Origin of the sequence: Amycolatopsis sp. NPDC050768 (assembly GCF_040654155.1) — a bacterium.
Lineage (GTDB): Bacteria > Actinomycetota > Actinomycetes > Mycobacteriales > Pseudonocardiaceae > Amycolatopsis.
In genome coordinates, this window is sequence record NZ_JBFAHL010000015.1 from 86,693 (window position 1) to 107,777 (window position 21,085).

The following is a 21,085-nucleotide window of genomic DNA, read 5'->3' on the forward strand; positions in this document are numbered from 1 at the left end:
CTGTAGTGACTGTCGAGCAGAAGACCGCACCGTCCGCCGATTTCGTCGTGGTGGCCAACCGGCTGCCCGTCGACCTGGAGCGCGCTTCGGACGGCGGCCAGCGCTGGACGGCGAGCCCCGGCGGGCTCGTCTCGGCGCTCGAACCGTTCCTGCGCTCGCGCAAAGGCGCATGGGTCGGCTGGCCCGGCGTCCCCGACGTCGACGTCGAGGAGTTCGACGACGACGGCCTGGTCCTGCACCCCGTCACCCTCACCTCCGCCGAGGTCCGTGACTACTACGAAGGCTTCTCCAACGCCACGCTCTGGCCGCTCTACCACGACGTCGTCGCGCCGCCGGTGTTCGACCGCACGTGGTGGGACAGCTACGTGAAGGTCAACCGCCGCTTCGCCGAGGCCAGCGCCCAGGTCGCGGCCCAGGGCGCGACGGTGTGGATCCAGGACTACCAGCTGCAGCTCGTGCCCACGATGCTGCGCGAGCTGCGCCCCGACCTGCGCATCGGCTTCTTCCTGCACATCCCGTTCCCGCCCGTCGAGCTGTTCATGCAGCTGCCGTGGCGCGCCGAGATCGTGCGCGGGCTCATCGGCGCCGACCTCATCGGCTTCCACCGCCCCGGCGGCGCGCAGAACTTCCTGTGGCTGGCCCGCCAGCTCGTCGGCCTCGAGCCGACGCGCGGCGCCGTCGGCGTGCGGTCACGGCCCGGCATGGTGCAGGTCGGCGACCGCACCGTGCGCGTCGGCGCGTTCCCGATCTCGATCGACGCCGCCGGCCTCGACACCCTCGCGCGCAGCAAGGGCGTGGTCGAGCGCGCCAAGCAGATCCGCCGCGACCTCGGCAACCCGAAGGCGGTGATGCTCGGCGTCGACCGCCTCGACTACACCAAGGGCATCGACCTGCGGCTACAGGCGCTGCACGAGCTGCTGCACGAGGAGCGCATGCTGCCCGAGGACGTCGCCTTCGTGCAGCTGGCCACACCGAGCCGCGAACGCGTGGAGCACTACCAGCGCATGCGCGGCGAGATCGAGCAGATGGTCGGCCGCATCAACGGCGAGTTCGCGCGTGTCGGTCACCCGGTCGTGCACTACCTGCACCAGTCCGTGAACCGCACCGAGCTGGCCGCCTTCTTCTCCGCCGCCGACGTGATGGTGGTAACGCCGCTGCGCGACGGGATGAATCTCGTCTGCAAGGAATACGTCGCCTGCCGCCACGATCTCGGGGGCGCGCTCGTGCTCAGCGAGTTCGCCGGCGCGGCCGCCGAACTGACCAGCGCGTTCCTGGTCAACCCCCATGATCTGGACGGGGTGAAGAACGCGTTGGTGGCTGCTATTACGCTCGACCCCGCCGAGGGCCGACGCAGGATGCGCGCCATGCGTCGACAGGTCCTCACCCACGACGTCGACCGGTGGGCGCGCTCGTTCCTGCAGGCGCTGGGTGCGGAGCCGGTCGACTGACCTCCCCCGTACCGCGCTGGACCTCCTGAGGAGGAGTGTTGACCGCCGAGGCGTTGCCTGCGGAGCTACGGCGCGCGATCGTGCAGATCGCCCGTACCCCGCGCCTGCTGGTCGCCTGCGACTACGACGGCACGTTGGCCCCCATCACCGCCAACCCCGACGAGGCCCGGCCGCTGCCGGAGTCCGTCGGTGCACTCAGATCTCTCGCCGGCCTGCACGAGACCACCACAGCCGTCATCTCGGGTCGCGCGCTGCGTGACCTGGCGACGCTGTCGCGCCTGCCCGCCGAAGTGAACCTCGTGGGCAGCCACGGCTCCGAGTTCGACATCGGGTTCATCCACGCCCTCGACGAGAAGGCGCGTGCGCTGCACCGCCGGCTCGAGGCGGAGCTGGAGAACCTGGTGCTCGACGTGCCGGGCGTGTCGCTCGAGGTCAAGCCCGCGAGCATCGCGGTGCACGTGCGCCGAGCCGAGCACGAGGCCGGTCGCCGTGTGCTCGCCGACGTGCACGAAGGCCCGTCGACCTGGGAAGGCGTGTCGACCACCGACGGCAAGGAGGTGGTGGAGCTCGCGGTCGTCCAGACGGACAAGGGCCGCGCGCTCGACACCCTGCGCCACCAGGTGGGCGCCACCGCCGCCATCTTCCTTGGCGACGACGTGACCGACGAGAAGGCGTTCGCGCGCCTGTCGGGCCCCGACCTGGGCATCAAGGTGGGCGAGGGCGAGACGCTCGCGACCTACCGCGTGCCCGACACCGTCGACGTCGCGCTGGTTCTCGGGTTCCTCCTGGAGGAACGGCGGAACTGGCTCTACGGCGAGTCGGCTCCGCCCATCGAGCGGCTGTCGATGCTGGCCAACGAGCGCTCCGTCGCGCTCGTGACGCCGGACGCGAAGCTCACGTGGCTGTGCCACCCCGGCCCCGACGCGCCTGCCGTGTTCGCCGACCTGCTCGGCGGCCCCGGTGCGGGAGCCTTCTCGATCAAGCCGCACCGCAACGGCCTGCCGCTGGGCCAGCGCTACCTGCCGAACACGATGACGGTCGAGACGCGCTGGTCGCGCCTGCTCGTGACCGACTACCTCGAGCCGGAAAGCCCTTCGCACCGCACGGACATCGTGCGCGTGATCTCGGGCGAGACGGCGGCGGACGTGCTGTTCGCGCCGCGGCCGGAGTTCGGCGGTGTGCCCGTGAAGCTGGTCGCCGAGGGCGACGGGCTGCGGGTGCTGGGCACGTCGGAGCCGTTCGTGCTCCGCTCGCCGGGCGTGGCGTGGACCATCACGTCCGACGGCCTGCACGACACCGCCACGGCGCTCGTGCAGCCGACACCGGACAACCCTGTGGTGCTCGAACTCCGTTGCGGCACCACGGATCTCGGCGCCCACGAACTGTCCGAAATAGACCGTCGCGACCGCGCGGGCCGCTACTGGAGCGACTGGGCGGCGAAGCTCAAGCTGCCGACGGTGCAGGCCGAGCTGGTGCGCCGCTCTGCGCTCACACTGCGCGGTCTGGTCAACACCGACACCGGTGGTGTCCTGGCGGCGGCGACGTCTTCGCTGCCCGAGGAGATCGGCGGCGTCCGCAACTGGGACTACCGCTACTGCTGGATCCGCGACGCGTCCATGACCGTGCGCGAGCTGGTGCACCTCGGGTCCAACGAGGAGGCCGAGGGCTACCTGCAGTGGCTCCACGGCGTGCTGTCCACTTTGGCCGGTCCGGAGCGCCTGCACCCGCTGTACACGCTGGCCGGCAGCGTGATCGGCGCTGAGGCCGTGATCGAGTCGCTGCCCGGGTACGCCGGTTCGCGCCCTGTGCGCGTCGGCAACCTGGCCAACCACCAGGTGCAGCTCGACGTGTTCGGCCCGGTCGTGGAGCTCGTGGTCACCCTGGCCGACGCGCGCGGCGAGCTGCGCGACGAGGACTGGCAGATGGTGCGCGCGATGGCCGAGGCCGTCACGCGGCGCTGGAACGAGCCGGACCACGGCATCTGGGAAGAGCGGCACGTGCCGCGCCACCGGGTGTACTCGCGGGTGATGTGCTGGGTCACGATCGACCGCGCGGTGAAGCTCGGCCACGAGTACGGCCGCGACGTGCCGGCCGCGTGGCCGGAGCTGCGTGAGCAGATCAAGGCCGACGTGCTGGCACACGGCTGGAACGACGAGGTCCAGGCGTTCACCACGGCGTACGACGGCACCGACCTCGATGCCGCGTCGCTGTTCGTGGGCCTCACCGGCCTGATCGACCCGGCCGACGAGCGCTTCCAGCGCACGGTGACCGCGATCGAGGCCGAGCTGCGCAGCGGTTCCACGGTGTACCGCTACCGCCGCGACGACGGCCTGCCCGGCGGCGAAGGCGGGTTCCACATCTGCGCCGCGTGGCTGATCGAGGCGTACCTCATCACCGGCCGCCGCAACGAGGCCGAGGAGCTGTTCACGCAGATCGTCGCCTCGGCAGGCCCCACGGGCCTGCTGCCGGAGCAGTACGACCCGATCGCCGAGCGTTCGCTGGGCAACCACCCGCAGGCGTACTCGCACATCGGCCTCATCCGGTGCGCGAACCTGCTCGCCGAGAAGCTGTGAACACCTGTCACCGGCCTAACCGCGTTAGCACAGGTCGGTGACAAGTGCCGTGAAGGTCACCTTGAGAGACCTACCGTCCCTTAAGGTGACCTTCACGAGCATTTGCACGTTCATTCGGCGCTCGGACGCAGGTCGGTGCAGGAGGTGACGGGATGAAGCAGTACTACGGCGAAGCCACGGACTACGCCCCGCTGCCCCCGCTCTTCGCCCGCCGCGTGCGCACCGGCTCCGTGGTCACCGGCATCGCGCTGCTGGCCGGCACCGCGTTCGTGTTCGGCGTGACGGCGTTCGTCAACCGCCCGCTGCACGGGCACAGCCTCCCCGACGCCCCTGTCGGCGTCATCGGACTGCTGCTGCCGACGCTCGCGGTGGTGATGACGGCCATCGTCGTGTTCGCCTGCCGCAGCTGCCTGCGGGGCGACTACCTCGTGGTCGCCCGCGCCCGAGCCGCGCGCACGGCGCTGATCACCTGCTTCACGGCTACGGTCGTCACCTGCCTGCTCGCCCTCACCGCGTCGGCGCTCGTGGACCTGTGGAGCGACCACGACCGCTTCGGCGCGACGGACGTGCTGGCCACCTTCGCCAACTTCGCTCTGGGCCTGCTCGGCTACGCGGCAGGCCTGTTCTACGTCCGCCCGTCCGTCACGACGCTGGAGAAGTTCAGCGACCACCCGATCTGGTGAGTCCGGTCAGTCCGTGAACGCCGCTGTGAACGCTGTGGAGCTCTGCGGGCAACACTGGGCATGCAGGTGATCCACGACGGTCCGGAGGCGGCGTTGCCGGACTCGTTCGACCGTCCCGACCTGGGCGTTCCCGATCCGGCGCCTGTGTTCGGGCGGCTCTTCGACGCACACTCGCGCCAGCTGCACCGCTACCTCGCGCGCCGCGTCGGCGATGATGCCGCCCACGATCTCGTGGCCGAGACGTTCCTCGTCGCGCTGCGGCGGCGCGAGTCGTACCGGCCGGACCTGGGCACGGCGCGCTCGTGGCTGTACGGGATCGCGACGAACCTGCTGCGCCACCACATCCGCAGCGAGACGCGGGCGCTGAGGGCGACCGCGCGGCTCGCGGCCGTCGGCGAGCACTCCACGGTCGGGCACGACGGCCGCGTCGCCGAGCAGGTGGACGCGCAGACCCGCGCGGCGCAGCTCGCCGGCGCGCTGGCGAAGCTCAACGCCGCCGACCGCGACACGCTGCTGCTCGTGTCGTGGGCCGGGCTCGAGCCGACGGAGGTCGCCGAAGCACTGGGTGTGCCGCCTGGCACGATCCGCTCGCGGCTGCACCGCATCCGGCGCTGGCTTCGGGCCAACGCCGCGACCGTCGGGAGCACCACCGAGATCGCCGAGGAGGCGAAGGAACTGTGAACGACGACAATGTGCGCCACCTGTGGTCCGACGCCGAGCTCGACGAAGCCCTCGACGCCCTGCACCCCCACGTCCGCACCGACCCCGCGGAGCTCGACCGCGCCCGCGCGACGCTGCTGCGGGCCGCCGCCGCCGAAACCGGCCGCGCGCACATCGCCCCACCGGCGAAGAAGAAGCCTGGCGGCACGTGGCGCTGGATCGCCGTGGCCGCGGCCGTCGCCGTCGTGACCGGTGGTGTGGTCGTGGCCCGCGAGGTGGTCGAGCGTCCCGCCACGGTCGCCCCGGCCGCCACGGCGACCGCCGACGTGCAGCCCGGTCCCGGTCAGTACACCCACGTGACCAACACCTACACGGACATCGAGTGGGTGGCCGACCGCAGTGCGTTCGCCGTGCAGCAGAAGGTCGAGTTCTGGATCCCCGCCGACCGGTCGGACCTGTGGATGCGCAAGTGGACCCGCGATGGCGGCCCGGTGGTCATCACGGGCCTGCCGTCCGACCAGGCAAGCCTGCCCGGCCCGGACTCCACCACGCAGATCGCCCCGGGCGGCGACTTCGAGCAGCCGTTCCCCTACCCCGGCGGCTGGAACACGGACGTCCCCGCCGGTTGGTACCGGCCGACCCCGGCGTTCGTCGCGAACCTGCCGACGGAGCGGGGGCCGCTGCTGAAGGAGGTCTCGTCCGCGTACCCGCCGCCCCGGCGATTGGACTACCCCACGGACGTCCTCCCGCCGATGCAGTCGTACCCCGGCCTCTTCCAGCTAGCAGCCGGCCCGACGTCCACGGCGAAGACGCCGCTCCCGCCCACCCCCGGGTCTGCGGTCGCGGCCTACGCGGGGCCAGGCAACACCCAGATGCGCCTGCTCACCGTGCTCGCCTCGGGGCTCGCGCCGCGCCCGGTGCGCGCGGCGATCATCGACCTCCTTCGCAGCCAGGCCACGTCGTGGAGCGAGGGAGGCGGCATCGACAACTGCCTGGTCAGCTACGGCAACCACCACCTGGTCGTCACCATCGACAACTCGACTTCCCAGCTGCTCAGTGCGAGCGACGTCACGAACCAGAACTTCTACGGAATCCATCCGGGCGAGACGCTCAGCGACGCGAAGTTCCGCTTCGAGATCACCAGCCAGTTCGGGTCGTGATCACTTCGCGTGGTTGGCGGCGTTGAGCGCACTGGCGACGTCGCCCACTTCGAGGGCACGGATGCCGTCGGGCAGCTTGCCGGAGTCGGGCGGCACGAGGGCGTGGGTGTAGCCGAGCCGCGCGGCTTCGGCGAGGCGGCGCGCGACGTTGGGCACCCGGCGCACCTCTCCGGCCAGCCCGACCTCGCCGACGGCCACCAGCCGCTGGGACAACGCGACGTCGTGCATCGACGACGTCAGCGCCAGGACCAGCGCCAGGTCGATCGAGGGCTCGGTGATCTTCATCCCACCGACCGTGGCGACGTAGACGTCCTTGTCGCCCAGCTTCAGCCGGCCGCGTTTCTCCAGCACGGCGAGGACCATGGCCACGCGCGAGGAGTCGAGGCCGCTCACCGCGCGCCTGGGCTGCGGCATGCTCGTGCTCGACACCAGCGCCTGCACCTCGCCCAGCAGTGGCCGTTTGCCCTCCATGGCGACCGTGATGGCCGTGCCCGGCACCGGTTCGGCGGTGCGGCTCATGAACAGCCCGGACGGGTCGGGCACGCCGACGATGCCGCCCTCGGTGAGCTCGAAGCAGCCGATCTCGTCGGCCGCGCCGAAGCGGTTCTTGATGCCGCGCACCATGCGCAGCGTCGAATGCTTGTCGCCCTCGAACTGCAGCACGACGTCGACGAGGTGCTCCAGCACGCGCGGGCCGGCGACCGAGCCGTCCTTCGTCACGTGGCCCACCAGCACCACGGGCAGCCCGCGTTCCTTGGCGACCGCCACGAGCCCCGCCGCGACGGCGCGCACCTGCGTGACCCCGCCCGGCGAGCCCTCCACCTGCGGTGACGCCATCGTCTGCACCGAGTCGACGATCAGCACGCCCGGCTTCACGGCGTCGATGTGGCCCAGGACCGCCGACAGGTCGCTCTCGGCCGCGAGGAACATCTCGCCGTGCACGTTGCCCGTGCGCTCGGCGCGCAGCCGGACCTGCCCGGCCGACTCCTCACCCGTGACGTACAGGGAGCGCCCGGCCGTTTTGGCCCACTGGAACGCCACTTCGAGCAGCAGGGTCGACTTGCCGACACCGGGTTCGCCGGCCAGCAGCACCACGGCGCCGGGCACGAGCCCGCCACCGAGCACGCGGTCCAGTTCGGAAACGCCCGTCGCCTTCGCGCGGGCCGTCTCGACGTCGACCTCGCCGATGGGCCGCGCGGGCGCGCTGGGCGCACCCGCGGCCACTCGCGTGGTCGCCGGTTTGACCCCGCCCCGCTCTTCGAGCGAGCCCCAGGCCTGGCACTCCGGACAGCGGCCGAGCCACTTCGCGGCTTCGTACCCGCATTCCGCGCACCGGTAGACGGTGTTGGTCTTCTTCACCACGCGCCGAGGCTATCGGCGGGCACCGACAAAAACCGTCAGGGCTCGACGTGTGCCGGCGCGGCGACCGGCATCGCGACGGTGATCGGGCCCGCGTTGCGGAAGGTGAAGGTGACGTTGATCGTCATGCCCGGCCACAGCGGCTGCGTGAGGTCCTGCAGCACGACCGTGCCCTGGTTCAGCTTCGTGGCCGCGCCGCCGTCGCCAGGGGACGCACTGCTCGTGGCGGTCGGAGCGCCCGAGGAGGTGTCGCTGGACGGCGTGGAGGCGGAGCTCGACGTGGTCGGCGCCGCCTGTTCGTTGGTCGACTCGACGGCGTCGTCCGGGCCGATGACCAGCGTGTGGCCGGCGACGATGTCGGTGGCGCCGCTGATCTGCGCCGGCGACTTCGCGCCCTCCGAGCTGACCGAGACGAGCTGGTCGTCCTGGGCGCCCTGGTTGACGATCGTGAGCGTGAGCGGCGCGGGCTGGCCGGCCGAGTAGGCGGCGCCCTGCGCGGGGTACTGGACGGCGGCGTCACGCAGCACCAGCGTCTTCACCTGCGCGTACGTGCCGTTGACCGCAGGCTGCTGCGTGTCGGTCTGGGTGATCTGACCGGCCCCGCAACCGGCGAGCACGAGCGCGGCACCGAGCGCCGACACACCTGCGCCGAGCACGCGACGTTTCTGCAGCCTCACGTCGGAGTCCTTCCATCTCACGGCCTCGTCACGACGAAGACTAGCCGGGCGCCTCCGCGCGCGCGGAACCGGTGGGCCCCAACGGGTGCGCCACGACCCAAGATCAACCGTCCAATTAGGATTTCGCACCTGCTGATCAATGGCTTCCCCATTACCTGCATGAGCACGGGCGATTCAGGTTTGTCAACCCCCGCCAAGCCGCTGACCTGCGACGACGATCCCGGGCCGCTAGGTGGCCATCTGAAGACCGTGCTAAGATGGAATCAGCGAAAGGGGCAGAGGACACATGGTTTTCAAGGTCGGAGAGACCGTCGTCTACCCGCACCACGGTGCCGCACTCATCGAAGCCATCGAGACCCGCGTGATCAAGGGCGAGGAGAAGAAGTACCTCGTCCTCAAAGTCGCGCAAGGGGATCTTACGGTTCGCGTGCCTGCTGACAACGCCGAGATCGTCGGTGTGCGTGATGTCGTCGGGCAAGAAGGACTGGACAAGGTTTTCGACGTACTGCGTGCTCCCCACACCGAAGAGCCCACGAACTGGTCTCGTCGGTACAAGGCCAACCTGGAGAAGCTCGCCTCCGGCGATGTGAACAAGGTGGCCGAAGTGGTGCGCGACCTCTGGCGGCGAGAGAAGGACCGCGGACTTTCAGCCGGCGAGAAGCGCATGCTGGCGAAGGCGCGGCAAATTCTGGTCAGCGAGCTCGCGCTCGCGGAAGGCACCGACGAGGACAAGGCGGAAACACTCCTCGACGAAGTTCTGGAAACCGCGACGGTCTGACCCCCTGGGTCATCCGGCTCCCGGCGGAGGCACCGGGCAGCCACTTCTCTACGATCACGACTCGATGAACCAGCAGGTGCAGAGCGTCGCGTTCGTGACTGTCGCACACCACATCGCCGATGAAGAGCGTGCTCTCACGACGGTGAACGGTGAAGTTCTTCTCAAGCACACCGTGCGGGGGCTACTCGGGACACCGGAGCTCGATCTGGTGGTCGTGTCAGCCCCTTCTCGGTGTGCTGAGTCGTTTTCGGACGCCCTTTCAGACACACTTTCGGACCTCGTTTCCGAGCTGTCCGATCGCTGCCGGTTCGTCCCCGGTGCGTCGCTCCGGCAGGTTTTCCCCGCCGTCGAGCCTTTGCTTTCCCCTGGTGCGGTGGTTCTCGTTCACGATGCCCTGCGCGCCTTCACTCCACAACGGACTGTCCGTGATGTACTGAACACGGTCCGTGCAGGTGCGTCTGTCGTAGTCCCGGTGCTCCCGATGGCGGACACCGTGAAGGCGACCGACGCCGGCTTGATCACCGCCACCGTCGACCGCGACGGCCTGCGCACCGCCCAGACCCCCGTCGGCTTCTCGCTCGACGCGTTTCGCGCGGCACTCGCCGAAAGCCCGGATCCGGGCCTCGGCTCCGTGTCCGGCGCGATCACAGTCCCCGGCGATCCCGACGCCATGCGCGTCGCGAGCGCCTTCGAACTCACGCTTGCCGAAGCCCTCGTGGCCGGCGGCGACCAGGAGGCCCCGCTGTGACCGACCTGCGTGTGGGCAACGGCGTCGACGTCCACCCCATCGAACCCGGCCGCGACTGCTGGATGGCCGGCCTGCTGTGGCCCGGCGTCGACGGCTGCGCCGGCCACTCCGACGGCGACGTCGCCTCCCACGCCCTCTGCGACGCCCTGCTGTCCGCCGCCGGCCTCGGCGACCTCGGCGCCGTCTTCGGCACGGGCGACCCCCGCATGGACGGCGCCCACGGCACCGACATGCTCGCCGAAGTCCGCACCCTGATCGAGGCCGAAGGCTGGCGCGTCGCCAACGCCACCGTCCAGATCATCGGCAACCACCCCCGCGTCGGCAAACGCCGCACCGAGGCCCAAAACGCCCTCGGCGCGGCCATCGGCGCCCCAGTCAGCGTCTCCGGCACCACCACCGACGGCCTGGGCCTCACCGGCCGCGGCGAAGGCATCGCCGCCCTCGCCACCGCGTTGCTCATCCGCGACTGACCCCTCCCCAGTCCGCTCCGCCACTCCGCCGCTTCTCTCACCTTCGCGCGCCCCCATGCGGCATTGGTTGCACCCAACGCACCCACCCACCACCACCCGCCCAACCAACTCACCACCCACCCAGGCCGCGTCCACCCTCCCCACCGCCGCCCAACCACGCGACGAAACCCCGCACCCAGACCCGCCCCGGCACCCCGATCCGAAGCCCCTTTGCGGCCGGCGAGCTTGTGTCAAGGCACGCTTTCCCCCCTTGACACAAGATCACCGGCCGTCAACACAATCCAGCTTCGGGGTGCACGCCCAACGCAACACGCCCTGCGAGGCCCCGAACCCGCATACCCCACCGCAACCCGCCCCGCGAGGACCGAGAACCCACCCCACACAAACCCGACGCCGCTCCCGCGAGAACCAGATCTAGTTAAAGTGACCACGTGGCCATCAACGCAGTCCTTTTCGACTTCTCCGGCACCCTCTTCCGACTGGAGCAGGACTCCTCCTGGCTCACCGACGTCATCGACGACCACGGCCAGACCCTCGACCTCGAAGCCCAGACCGAGCTCATGCGCCGCATGACCGCCCCCGTCGGCCAGGTCGTCGAACTCGACGCCGAATACCGACAGGCCTGGAACGACCGAGACCTGGACCCCGACCTCCACCGCAAGGTCTATCTCGAAGTCCTCTCCCGCTCCGGCGTCCCCCACCGCGACCAGGCCGAAGCCCTCTACAACCGCCTGATCACCCCCAGCGAATGGACGCCTTACCCCGACACCGAAGCCGCCCTCAAACTCGGCGCCGCGGGCGGCCGCAAGGTCGGTGTCCTCAGCAACATCGCCTTCGACATCCGCCCCGCCTTCACGCAGCGCGGCTGGGACACCCACGTCTCGTCGTTCGTGCTGTCCTTCGAGGTCGGAGCCGTCAAACCGCAGCCGGAGATCTTCCGCGCCGCCATCGACCAGCTGGGCGTCGGCGCCGAAGAGACCCTGATGATCGGCGACAGCGAAGAGGCCGACGGCGGCGCCCGCGCGCTGGGCTGCGCGTTCGAGCTCGTCGACCCGCTGCCCACCGCCGAACGACCGGACGCACTTCTCGGGGCTTTGCGCAAGCACGACGTCTTTTGACGTCTTGCGACGTCGCCCACACCGACCCCGTACCCTTTATGGGTGGCCCTACACCTGTTCGACACCGCGACCCGTGCCTCTCGGGAGTTCGTTCCCGTCCGCAGCGGAACGGCGTCCATCTACCTGTGTGGCGCCACGGTGCAGGGCGTGCCCCACATCGGGCACGTGCGGGGAGTGCTGAACTACGACGTCCTGCAGCGCTGGCTGCTCCACAGTGGACTCGACGTGCTCCTGGTCCGCAACGTCACCGACATCGACGACAAGATCCTCACCAAGGCCGCCGAAGCGGGCCGGCCGTGGTGGGAGTGGGCGACCAAGCACGAGCGCGCGTTCGAGAAGGCCTACGACGACCTTGGCTGCCTCCCGCCGTCGGTCAACCCGCGCGCGACCGGGCACATCACGCAGATGATCACGCTCATGCAGCGGCTGATCGACAGCGGCCACGCGTATGCGGCCGAAGGTGATGTCTACTTCTCCGTGAAGTCGTTCGACGGCTACGGCAAGCTCTCGGGCCAGCAGCTCGACGAGGTGCAGCAGGGCGAGACACCGACCCGCGGCAAGCTCGATTCACGCGACTTCACGCTGTGGAAGAGCGCGAAGCCGGGCGAGCCGTCGTGGCCGACGCCGTGGGGCGACGGGCGGCCGGGCTGGCACCTGGAGTGCTCGGCGATGTCGACCAACTACCTCGGCCCGGAGTTCGACATCCACGGCGGCGGCGTCGACCTGGTCTTCCCGCACCACGAGAACGAGCGCGCGCAGTCGAACGCCGTCGGCGACCCGTTCGCGCGGTACTGGCTGCACAACGCGTGGGTGACGATGTCCGGCGAGAAGATGTCGAAGTCGCTGGGCAACACCGTGTCGATCCCGGCGATGCTGGAGCGCTACCGCGCGCCCGAGCTGCGTTACTACCTCGTGCAGCCGCACTACCGCTCCACTGTCGAGTACTCCGACAACGCGGTCGCTGAGGCGGCGCAGGGTTACCGCCGCATCGAGGCGTTCCTGCGGCGCGCGGCGGCGGCCGGCGAGGTGCTCGCAGGCGCCGTGCAGCCGGACTTCGCCACCGCGATGGACGACGACCTGGCCACGCCGGCCGCGTTCGCCGTGGTGCACAACACGGTGCGCGACGGTAATGCCGCGCTCGACGCGGGCGATACCCCCAAGGCACTCGAGCTGGCTTCGTCGGTGCGCGCGATGACCGACGTGCTCGGCGTCGATCCGCTCTCGGACCGCTGGGCCGACGGCGGCGGCAGCGAGACCCCCGTCCGCGAAGCGCTCGACGAACTCGTACAAGGCCTGCTGGCCGAACGCCAGGAGGCGCGCGCCGCGAAGGACTTCGCGCGCGCGGACGCCGCCCGTGACCGCCTCACGCAGGCGGGCATCGTGGTTGAAGACACCCCGAACGGTCCGCAGTGGACGGTCAGGAACTCCTGATCCGTTCCACTGCGGTGGATTAAGGACTCGGTTACACATGGCAGGGAACTCACGGCGTCAGGGCGCCGTCCGCAAGACCGGCACCAAGAAGGGCCAGGTCGTCGGCTCCGGCGGACAGCGGCGCAAGGCGCTCGAGGGCAAAGGCCCCACGCCGAAGGCCGAGGACCGGCCCGGGCACAAGGCGTACCGCTCCGCCAACGCCGCGAAGACGCGGGAGCAGGCGCGGCAGAAGAAGGCCGACCGTCCGGAGCTCATCGCCGGCCGCAACCCGGTCGTCGAGGCCCTGCGCGCCGACGTCCCGGGCGTCGCGCTGTATGTCGCGGTGAACATCGAGATCGACGACCGCGTGAACGAGGCCGTGCGCCTCGCGGCCGACAAGGGCATCTCCATCCTGGAGATCCCGCGCGAGGAGCTCGACCGCAAGACCAACCGCGCCATGCACCAGGGCCTGGGCCTTCAGGTGCCGCCGTTCGAGTACGCCCACCCGGACGACCTCATGGAAGCCGCGCGCGACTCGGGCAGCACCCCGCTGTTCGTCGCGCTGGACGGCGTGACGGACCCGCGCAACCTCGGCGCGGTCATCCGGTCGGCCGCCGCGTTCGGCGCTCACGGCGTGCTCCTGCCCGAACGTCGCAGCGCCGGCATGACGGCCGTCGCGTGGCGAACGAGCGCCGGCACGGCCGCCAAGCTCCCCATCGCCGTCGCGACGAACCTCACGCGCCAGTTGAAGGCGTGGGCGTCGAAGGGCCTGATGATCGTGGGCCTCGACGCGGACGGCACCGTGGACATCGACTCCCTGGAGCTCGCGGCAGACCCGCTGGTCATCGTCCTTGGCTCCGAGGGCCGCGGCCTGTCGCGCCTGGTGCGCGAGACCTGCGACGCCACGGTGTCCATCCCGATGGCGGCGGGCGTCGAGTCCCTGAACGCCTCGGTGGCCGCCGGCGTGCTGCTGGCGGAGGTCGCGCGCCGCCGCCGTGCGGCGGGCCGGCTGAGCTGACGTTTCTTCGACCACTGCCGGGCTGCCTGTCATCGGGCGGCCCGGCAGCGGTCTGAACCCCTCGGTGCGACCGGTTCGGTTGCCCCTTCGGCTATCACCCTCAGTGATTCGCGTCGGGATCCGCTGGCCTTCACTCCACCGGGCCACCCGCTCGGGCTAAGGTCAGCTCCGGAACCGAGGGGGTCCGTCACCGATGTCGTTCGTTTCGCCGTTGTTCTTGTGGTACTTCATGCCCGCGGTGCTGATCGCCGTGCTGGTGTGCCCGCGCAGCTGGCGCAACGGCATCGTCGCGGTGGCGAGCCTGCTGTTCTACACGATCGGCGCCGGTCCGTACCTGTTCCTGCTGCTCGGCTGCATGGCCGTCAACTTCCTCGCCGGCCCGTCGCTCGAACCCAGCCCCTGGGACGTCCGCAGCTCGCGGCGCAAGCGGATCCTCATCGGACTCGTCACGCTCGACGTGCTGGTGCTCGTCATCTGGAAGTACGCGGGCTTCGCGACGCAGCAGATCGCGGCCGTCGCGCACTGGTTCGGCGGTGATGTCGGCGTCGCGAGCATCGTGGTGCCGATCGGCATCTCGTTCTACACGTTCCACCACATTTCGTACGTCGTGGACATCTACCGCGGCGAGCGTCGCGCGCTTCGCAACCCCGTGTCATTCGCGGCATACATCGCGATGTTCCCGCAGCTCATCGCCGGTCCCATCGTGCGCTACCGCGAGATCGCGGACCAGCTGCCGCAGCAGCGTTCCCACCGCCTCGACGACATCGCCGCCGGCTTCCCGCGGTTCGCGCTGGGCCTCTGCAAGAAGTCCATCGTCGCCGACTCGCTCAGCCCGATGGTCGAAGCGTGCTTCTCCACGCCCCCCGACCAGATGACCTTCGCGACGGCCTGGCTCGGCGCTATCGGCTACACGCTGCAGCTGTTCTTCGACTTCTCGGGCTACTCGGACATGGCCATCGGCCTCGGCCGCATGCTGGGCTTCCGCCTCCCGGAGAACTTCGCGCGACCGTACTCGTCGGTCACCATCACGGAATTCTGGCGCCGCTGGCACATGTCCCTGTCCCGCTGGTTCCGCGACTACGTCTACATCCCCCTCGGCGGCAACCGCTCAGGCGCCGGCAAGACCTACCGCAACCTCTGCATCGTCTTCGTACTGACCGGTTTCTGGCACGGCGCCCAATGGACCTTCCTGGTCTGGGGCTGCTACCACGGCGCCCTCCTGGTCATCGAACGCCGCTTCAACCTGGGCGACACCCCGGCCGGCCCGGCCGCCCGCATCGCCCGCCGGGTGCTGACCCTGGTCCTCGTGGTGTTCGGCTGGGTGTTCTTCCGCTCCACCGACCTGCCGCACGCGCTGAGCATGATCGGCCACATGCTCCTGCCGGACTTCGGCGGGCTCGGCGATGTGGTCTCGAGCGCGCTGACGAACCAGCGGTTGGTGATTTTGCTCTTGGCGCTGACGGTGTTTGTGCTGCCGGCGCATCCCGTTACGGGACCGCTGCTGGAGTCTTCGCGCACGCGTCCGGCGACGGCTTTGCGGGTGGGCGTGATGACGGCCGGGTTGGTTTATGCCGCGATTCTGGTGGCGACGGGCACGTTCAGTCCGTTCTTGTACTACCAGTTCTAGCCGCGCGAAAATCGCAATGGGAATCGGCGGCTGTCTGCGTACCCTGTACCTCCGTGGGCAACGAAGGGTCCAGCGTGACAGCCGATCAGCAGCGGTTCCGCGATCAGCGGCTGACCGCATGGCATTTCGCCGCCGGTGAGGTGCTGGTGCGCTGCCCGCGGTGTGCGGAATGCGCCAGGGTGGTTGTCGTGCCGGGGGTGGGTGCGGAGCTGCGGGAGGCCCGACGGCTGGTGTGTGGGCGGTGCGGGTATCTCCGGGACCAGATCGGTGGGACGCGATATGGGCCGGTGCCGACTGGGCCCGTGCGCGACCCGTATCTGAGGCAGCCGCTGTGGCTGCAAGGCGATTGCGGCGGGAATGTGCTGTGGGCGTACAACGAAGCGCACCTTGATTATCTCGAGGCCTTTGTCGGTGCGAGGCTTCGGGAGAAGGTCGTTGTCGGCGAGGGTGAGTGGCGGCGGCGGATGACGATGGTCGCCAAGCTGCCGGCATGGCTCAAGTCGGCGAAGAATCGCGAAAGGGTGCTGCGCGGAATTCAGCGGATGCGGGCAACGCTTTAGCCCTGGCCGTAACCGCGAAGTTTTTCCACCACATGCTCAATCTCAGCCGCCGGCAACAAAGCCGGGGTACCGGACGAGCGGGCCAACAGCCACACCTGACAGAGCCACTCCAATTGCTGAGCACGGTCATAAGCCGCAGCCAGTGTGGACCCGTAGGTGACCGTGCCGTGGTTGGCCAGCAGGCAGCCCCGGCGAGCCTCCAGCGCCGGGAGGATGTGGGCGGCAAGAGCGTGAGTGCCGTAGGTCGCGTAGGGGGCGACGCGGATGGTGGGGCCGAGGGTGGCCACCAGGTAGTGGATGGGCGGGAGCTCGTCGACCAGCGTCGACGCGGCGGTGGCGTGGGCGGAGTGCGTGTGGACGACCGCGTTCACCGGGGCGCCGTCGGGGTCGGTGGCGTGGTTGTAGATGGTCAGGTGCATGGGCAGTTCGCTGGTGGGCCGGAGACTGCCATCGACGAGCTCTCCGTCCAAGCCGACGATCGGGATGTCGGCCGGCTGCAAAGTCGCGTAGTCCACACCGGTGGGGGTGACGGCGACGAGGGCGCCGTCGCGGATGGAGAGGTTGCCGGAGGTGGCGACGACGAGGCCGTCCGACGCCAGGCGGCGGGCGTAGGTGCACAGCGCCGCGCGTTCGTCTTCGAGGATCAAGAGACAAAACCTCCGCAACCGGCGCTGGTGGATATCGACATTCTCGGGGCGAACATCCGTGCGGCGGGAATCGGCGACCCTGAAAAAAGAGCGGGCCCACCAAGTGTGGTGGGCCCGCGGAAGGGTGGGGTCAGCGAGCGGCGACGTCCTCCGACCCAAAGGCAGCGTCCTCAACGGACTCCGGCTCCGTAGCCGCCTGGTCCGCCGGGTTCAGCAGGCGCAGGGCTTCCTGAACGGCGACATTCGTAGCGGCCAATCGGTCCGCCACCCGCGAGCGCAGGTCGAGCGCCAGGGTGCGGGCTTCGGTGGCCTCGGTCTGCTTCTGGAGGGCGTCGGCGAGGGCGGTGTCCGTCTGGGAGCGCTTGGCGGCGATCTCCTCGGACGCGGCACGGTCGGCTTCGGCGCGGGCGGCGGCTGAGGCGGCTTCGGCGGCGGCGTCGGCCTCGACGCGGGCGCGGGTGGCCGATTCGTCGGCTTCGGCGCGGGCGCGGGCGGCGGCTTCGTCGGCTTCGGTGCGGGCGCGATCGGCGGTGGCCGTGCGGGTCGCGATGTCTTCATTCGCGGCAGCGGTCCGCGTGGCGATGTCTTCGTTGGCGGCGGCCGTCCGCGAAGAAATGTCCTCGTCCGCGGCGGCGGTGCGCGTGGCGATGTCTTCGTCAGCCGCAGCCGTGCGCGTAGCGATATCTTCATTCGCCGCAGCCGTGCGCGAAGCGATGTCCTCGTCGGCAGTCCGGGTCCGACGCTCGATGTCCGCGTCCGCGGCAGCCGTACGCTCGTCGATGTCAGCCTCGGCCGAAGCGATGCGCGACGCGATGTCCGCCTGCGCCTCCGTAAGCAGCCGCTCGCGCTCGGCTTCCGCTTCCTTGCCCAGACGCTCGACGGTCCGCTGCGACTCGTGCGCGTATTTGTCCGCCTCGGCGCGGGTGGCGGCGGCGTCGGCTTCGGCCGCGGCGCGGAGGTCGGCGATTTCTTCCTCGGCGAGCTGCATCATCATGCGCACGCGCTCGGCCATCGCTCCGGCGCCGGACGGGCTCGAGCTCAGCCGCACAAGGGCGGCCTTCGTCTCGGACAGCTCGTTCTGCGTAGTGGTCAGGGCCTTGGACAGCTCACCGGCCGTCGCGATGGCGTCATCGCGGCTGTGGGACGTCTCCCTCAGCTCGCGCGCGAGCGCGGTGAGCCGCTCGTCGACCTGGCGCTGGTTGTAACCCCTGACCGCGACTGCGAACGGGGCGCTCTTGGGAGTGGCTTCGGACTTCTCAGGCGCGACCATCGGGCCACCTTAGTGAGGGCAGGTCCGTGTTTACGTACCGCCAAACGGCTGCATTACAAAATGCGCTACCCCCGGTCACGCATGGCATCGCAGACGAGGAGGGACGACGGGGATAACAACACGGAAACAGCGGGAGACCGGAATGGACAGTCCGCAACAACCGCGCCGGATCGATCTTCGGCCCGACCAGCACGAGCCCGGCGGATACGCGGCCCCGACAAGCCACCACCGTCGATCCGCAGTCGAGCCGGCCCGAAGCCCACCCCACAGCCGAGCCGGCCCGAACCGGTGAACGCCCGACGCGGCTCCCCGACGCACTGCCCGCCGCCCGCTACCGTGCGCGTGAGCGCGACACGGGGAGGCAAGCGCGGTGCACCACTGGCAGGTCTACGCGACGATGCCCTTCATCGCCGCGCTGATCGGCTACGTCACCAAGCGCGTGGCCATCGAAATGATGTTCCGGCCCGTCGAGTTCGCCGGCGTCAAACCGTTCCTCGGCTGGCAGGGCGTGCTGCCCGCGAACGCCGAACGCATGGCGACGACCGCGACGGAAATGCTCACCACGAACCTCGTCGACCCGAAGGAGATTTTCGCGCGCCTCGACCCCGCGCAGGTCGCCAAGGAAATCGAAGAACCGCTGCTCGAAGTCGTCGAAGACGTCACGCGCGAGGTCATGGAGACCTACCAGCCGCGGTTGTGGGAGGTGCTGCCCACGACCGCGCAGCAGCTGCTGCTCAAGCGCGTTCAGGCCGAAGCGCCGCGCGCGATCACCAAGATCATGCGGGAAATCGCGGCCGACATCGAAGACGTGCTCGACCTCAAGCACATGGTCGTGACCAACCTCGTGCGCGACAAGGCGCTCCTCAACCGCCTGATCCGCGACATCTCGAAACCCGAAATGCGGTTCATCGCGCGTTCCGGAATCGTGTTCGGCTTCATTCTCGGCTGCGTTCAGCTGCTCGTATGGACGTTCACGAAATCGCCGATCGTGCTGCCACTGTTCGGTCTCGGCATCGGCTGGCTCACCGACTGGCTCGCCCTGAAAATGATCTTCCTGCCTCGCGAGCCGAAACGGTTCTTGGGCCTCTTTACATGGCAAGGCGTGTTCCAGAAACGCCGCGACCAGGTCGCCGCCGACTACGGCGACATGATCGCCCGCGAGATCATCACCGTGCCCAACCTGCTGGAAGCCGTCCTGCGCGGCCCGAAGTCCGACCGCCTGTTCACCATGATCACGCGGGAAGTGCAGAAGACGATCGACGCGCAGGCGAGCGTGGTGAAACCGTTCGTCGCGATCGCCGTCGGCACGAAGCGCTTTCAGGAAATGAAGCAGACGGCCGCCGCGATCGCCGCGCGGCGCGTACCCGAGACGATCCGCCACGCCGAGGACTACGCCGTGAACGCGCTCGACGTGCGCAACACGATCGTCGACCGGATGCGCAAACTCACCCCGCTGGAATTCGAACAACTGCTGCGCCCGGCGTTCCGGCAGGACGAATGGAAGCTGATCGCGGTCGGTGCGGTCATCGGTGGGCTGGTCGGCGAGCTCCAGGCGCTGGCCCTGCTGCACTGACAACTGCGATACGGTTTCTCCGGCGAGTGGAGGGAGGCCGGTTTGGACGCAGTCCTCGACGACCTCGCGCGGCACTGGCCGGTCTACGCCACGATGCCGTTCATCGCCGCGCTCATCGGCTACGTCACCAAGCGCGTCGCGATCGAGATGATGTTCCGCCCGCTCGAATTCGTCGGGATCAAGCCGTTTCTCGGCTGGCAGGGCGTGGTGCCCAAGCACGGCGGCCGGATGGCGGCCATCGCCACCGAACTGCTGACCACGAACCTGCTCGACCTCAAGGAGATCTTCGAGAAGATCGACCCGGTCATCGTCACGCGCGAGCTGGAGCAGCCGATGCTGCGGGCCGTCGACGCGATCGCGCGCGACGTGCTGGAGGAGCACCACCCGCGCCTGTGGGAAGTTCTGCCGACGCTCGCGCAGGAGCTGCTGATCAAGCAGGTCCAGGCCAACGCGCCGCGGCTCGTGCGCGAATTCCTGGAGGACGTGCGCGACAACCTCGACGAAGTGCTCGACGTGCGGCACATGACCGTCGAAAGCCTCACCCGCGACAAGGCCCTGCTCGTGCGCCTGATCCGCGAGACCTCGCGGCCCGAGATGGCCTTCATCGCCCGCGCCGGCATCTTCTTCGGGTTCGGCCTCGGCATCGTGCAGGCGATCGTGTGGGCGTTGACGCTCGAGCCGCTCGTGCTGCCGATCTTCGGCGGCTGCATCGGCCTGTTCACCGACTGGCTCGCGATCAAGATGATCTTCCTGCCCCGCGAACCCGTGCGCGTCGGCCGGGTGATCCTGCAGGGCAAGTTCCAGCGCCGCCGCGCGGAGGTCGCCCGGCAGTACGGCGAGCTCATCGCCGGCGAAGTCCTGACCACGGCGAACCTGCTCGAAGCCCTGCTGCGCGGCCCGAAGTCCGACCGGCTCGTAGCCATGGTCGAACGCGCGGTGAGCCATGCCGTCGACGAGCAGGCCAGCCTCGCGAAGCCCGTGCTCACGCTGGCCGTCGGCGGGCGCCGGCTGCAAGAGATGAAGCACGAGGCCGCGCGGCGGGCGCTGGCGGAGCTGCCGCAGACCGTCCGCTACGCCGAGGGCTACCTCACACAGGCCATGGACGTCGCCAAGGTCATCGAGCAGCGCATGCTCGCGATGACGCCCGTGGAGTTCGAAGGGCTGCTGCGCCCGGCGTTCCGCCAGGACGAGTGGAAGCTGATCGCCGTGGGTGGCGTGATCGGGTTCATCGTCGGTGAGCTGCAGGTCCTGCTCATGCTCGGCTGACTTTTCGGTGGTTGCCCACACCGCGTTCACTCGAAGTGGC

The 21,085-nt window shown here is 69.5% G+C and carries 19 protein-coding genes; 15 read left to right on the forward strand and 4 right to left on the reverse strand.

What is annotated here, in order from left to right; all coding sequences use genetic code 11:
- The first annotated feature begins 5 nt into the window (after window positions 1–5).
- From AB0H62_RS35750 to AB0H62_RS35770, 5 genes are all read left to right on the forward strand, one after another.
- On the forward strand, window positions 6–1,448 hold the full coding sequence (locus AB0H62_RS35750) for a trehalose-6-phosphate synthase (RefSeq protein ID WP_220244757.1): 1,443 nt from the start codon (window positions 6–8) through the stop codon (window positions 1,446–1,448).
- Between the two features lie 35 nt (window positions 1,449–1,483).
- Entirely contained in the window at window positions 1,484–4,021 is a 2,538-nt protein-coding gene (otsB, locus tag AB0H62_RS35755; protein ID WP_220244758.1) for a trehalose-phosphatase, read from the forward strand.
- Window positions 4,022–4,173: 152 nt separating this feature from the next.
- Window positions 4,174–4,704: a hypothetical protein gene (locus AB0H62_RS35760; protein ID WP_220244759.1), complete on the forward strand. Its 531-nt coding sequence runs from the start codon at window positions 4,174–4,176 to the stop codon at window positions 4,702–4,704.
- A gap of 60 nt (window positions 4,705–4,764) precedes the next feature.
- Window positions 4,765–5,385 (forward strand): sigma-70 family RNA polymerase sigma factor, encoded by a 621-nt coding sequence (locus AB0H62_RS35765; protein WP_360591002.1) that lies wholly within the window; start codon window positions 4,765–4,767, stop codon window positions 5,383–5,385.
- Entirely contained in the window at window positions 5,382–6,524 is a 1,143-nt protein-coding gene (locus tag AB0H62_RS35770) for a hypothetical protein (protein ID WP_360591004.1), read from the forward strand. Before AB0H62_RS35765 ends, AB0H62_RS35770 begins: the two co-directional genes overlap by 4 nt.
- Here AB0H62_RS35770 and radA read toward each other — a convergent pair whose 3' ends face one another.
- Window positions 6,525–7,886: a DNA repair protein RadA gene (gene radA, locus AB0H62_RS35775; RefSeq protein ID WP_360591006.1), complete on the reverse strand. Its 1,362-nt coding sequence runs from the start codon at window positions 7,884–7,886 to the stop codon at window positions 6,525–6,527.
- A gap of 35 nt (window positions 7,887–7,921) precedes the next feature.
- On the reverse strand, window positions 7,922–8,560 hold the full coding sequence (locus AB0H62_RS35780) for a hypothetical protein (RefSeq protein ID WP_360591008.1): 639 nt from the start codon (window positions 8,558–8,560) through the stop codon (window positions 7,922–7,924).
- Between the two features lie 286 nt (window positions 8,561–8,846).
- Between AB0H62_RS35780 and AB0H62_RS35785 the strand changes: the two genes are divergently transcribed.
- The 8 genes from AB0H62_RS35785 to AB0H62_RS35820 all read left to right on the forward strand — a co-directional run bounded on the left by AB0H62_RS35785 (window position 8,847) and on the right by AB0H62_RS35820 (window position 16,289).
- Window positions 8,847–9,338 carry a CarD family transcriptional regulator gene (locus AB0H62_RS35785; RefSeq protein ID WP_033294400.1) on the forward strand — a complete coding sequence of 164 codons (492 nt, stop codon included), beginning with the start codon at window positions 8,847–8,849 and terminating at the stop codon, window positions 9,336–9,338.
- A gap of 64 nt (window positions 9,339–9,402) precedes the next feature.
- On the forward strand, window positions 9,403–10,086 hold the full coding sequence (locus tag AB0H62_RS35790; protein WP_360591010.1) for a 2-C-methyl-D-erythritol 4-phosphate cytidylyltransferase: 684 nt from the start codon (window positions 9,403–9,405) through the stop codon (window positions 10,084–10,086).
- A gap of 5 nt (window positions 10,087–10,091) precedes the next feature.
- Window positions 10,092–10,556, forward strand: a complete 465-nt coding sequence (gene ispF, locus AB0H62_RS35795) for a 2-C-methyl-D-erythritol 2,4-cyclodiphosphate synthase (RefSeq protein WP_360591141.1) — start codon at window positions 10,092–10,094, stop codon at window positions 10,554–10,556.
- 431 nt (window positions 10,557–10,987) lie between these two features.
- The gene (locus AB0H62_RS35800; protein ID WP_360591012.1) at window positions 10,988–11,674 is read left to right on the forward strand and encodes an HAD family hydrolase; all 687 of its coding nucleotides are present in this window, start codon (window positions 10,988–10,990) and stop codon (window positions 11,672–11,674) included.
- A gap of 42 nt (window positions 11,675–11,716) precedes the next feature.
- Entirely contained in the window at window positions 11,717–13,105 is a 1,389-nt protein-coding gene (cysS, locus tag AB0H62_RS35805) for a cysteine--tRNA ligase (RefSeq protein WP_360591014.1), read from the forward strand.
- Between the two features lie 37 nt (window positions 13,106–13,142).
- Window positions 13,143–14,102 (forward strand): 23S rRNA (guanosine(2251)-2'-O)-methyltransferase RlmB, encoded by a 960-nt coding sequence (gene rlmB / locus AB0H62_RS35810; protein ID WP_220244766.1) that lies wholly within the window; start codon window positions 13,143–13,145, stop codon window positions 14,100–14,102.
- A 193-nt stretch (window positions 14,103–14,295) separates the two neighbouring features.
- Entirely contained in the window at window positions 14,296–15,729 is a 1,434-nt protein-coding gene (locus AB0H62_RS35815) for an MBOAT family protein (protein ID WP_220244767.1), read from the forward strand.
- A 53-nt stretch (window positions 15,730–15,782) separates the two neighbouring features.
- The gene (locus tag AB0H62_RS35820) at window positions 15,783–16,289 is read left to right on the forward strand and encodes a TFIIB-type zinc ribbon-containing protein (RefSeq protein WP_360591017.1); all 507 of its coding nucleotides are present in this window, start codon (window positions 15,783–15,785) and stop codon (window positions 16,287–16,289) included.
- On the opposite strand, the gene AB0H62_RS35825 is transcribed toward AB0H62_RS35820, so the two are convergent.
- Window positions 16,286–16,936, reverse strand: coding sequence for a class II aldolase/adducin family protein (locus AB0H62_RS35825; RefSeq protein ID WP_220244769.1), 651 nt, complete (start codon window positions 16,934–16,936; stop codon window positions 16,286–16,288). The genes AB0H62_RS35820 and AB0H62_RS35825 overlap by 4 nt on opposite strands.
- 130 nt (window positions 16,937–17,066) lie before the next feature.
- Entirely contained in the window at window positions 17,067–18,206 is a 1,140-nt protein-coding gene (locus AB0H62_RS35830) for a hypothetical protein (RefSeq protein WP_360591019.1), read from the reverse strand.
- Window positions 18,207–18,603: 397 nt separating this feature from the next.
- On the opposite strand from AB0H62_RS35830, the gene AB0H62_RS35835 reads away from it, so the two are divergent.
- Together AB0H62_RS35835 and AB0H62_RS35840 are read left to right on the forward strand one after the other, a co-directional pair.
- On the forward strand, window positions 18,604–19,779 hold the full coding sequence (locus tag AB0H62_RS35835) for a DUF445 family protein (RefSeq protein WP_360591143.1): 1,176 nt from the start codon (window positions 18,604–18,606) through the stop codon (window positions 19,777–19,779).
- 42 nt (window positions 19,780–19,821) lie between these two features.
- Window positions 19,822–21,045: a DUF445 domain-containing protein gene (locus AB0H62_RS35840; RefSeq protein WP_220244771.1), complete on the forward strand. Its 1,224-nt coding sequence runs from the start codon at window positions 19,822–19,824 to the stop codon at window positions 21,043–21,045.
- The last annotated feature ends 40 nt before the right edge of the window (window positions 21,046–21,085 follow it).

Excerpts from the sequence above, each read along its gene's own strand:
- AB0H62_RS35760 (WP_220244759.1), top strand. The coding sequence starts at position 4,174 with ATGAAGCAGTACTACGGCGAAGCCACGGACTACGCCCCGCTGCCCCCG.
- AB0H62_RS35765 (WP_360591002.1), top strand. The coding sequence starts at position 4,765 with ATGCAGGTGATCCACGACGGTCCGGAGGCGGCGTTGCCGGACTCGTTC.
- AB0H62_RS35785 (WP_033294400.1), top strand. The coding sequence starts at position 8,847 with ATGGTTTTCAAGGTCGGAGAGACCGTCGTCTACCCGCACCACGGTGCC.
- AB0H62_RS35790 (WP_360591010.1), top strand. The coding sequence starts at position 9,403 with ATGAACCAGCAGGTGCAGAGCGTCGCGTTCGTGACTGTCGCACACCAC.
- rlmB (WP_220244766.1), top strand. The coding sequence starts at position 13,143 with ATGGCAGGGAACTCACGGCGTCAGGGCGCCGTCCGCAAGACCGGCACC.
- AB0H62_RS35815 (WP_220244767.1), top strand. The coding sequence starts at position 14,296 with ATGTCGTTCGTTTCGCCGTTGTTCTTGTGGTACTTCATGCCCGCGGTG.
- AB0H62_RS35830 (WP_360591019.1), bottom strand. The coding sequence starts at position 18,206 with ATGGTCGCGCCTGAGAAGTCCGAAGCCACTCCCAAGAGCGCCCCGTTC.
- AB0H62_RS35835 (WP_360591143.1), top strand. The coding sequence starts at position 18,604 with ATGCCCTTCATCGCCGCGCTGATCGGCTACGTCACCAAGCGCGTGGCC.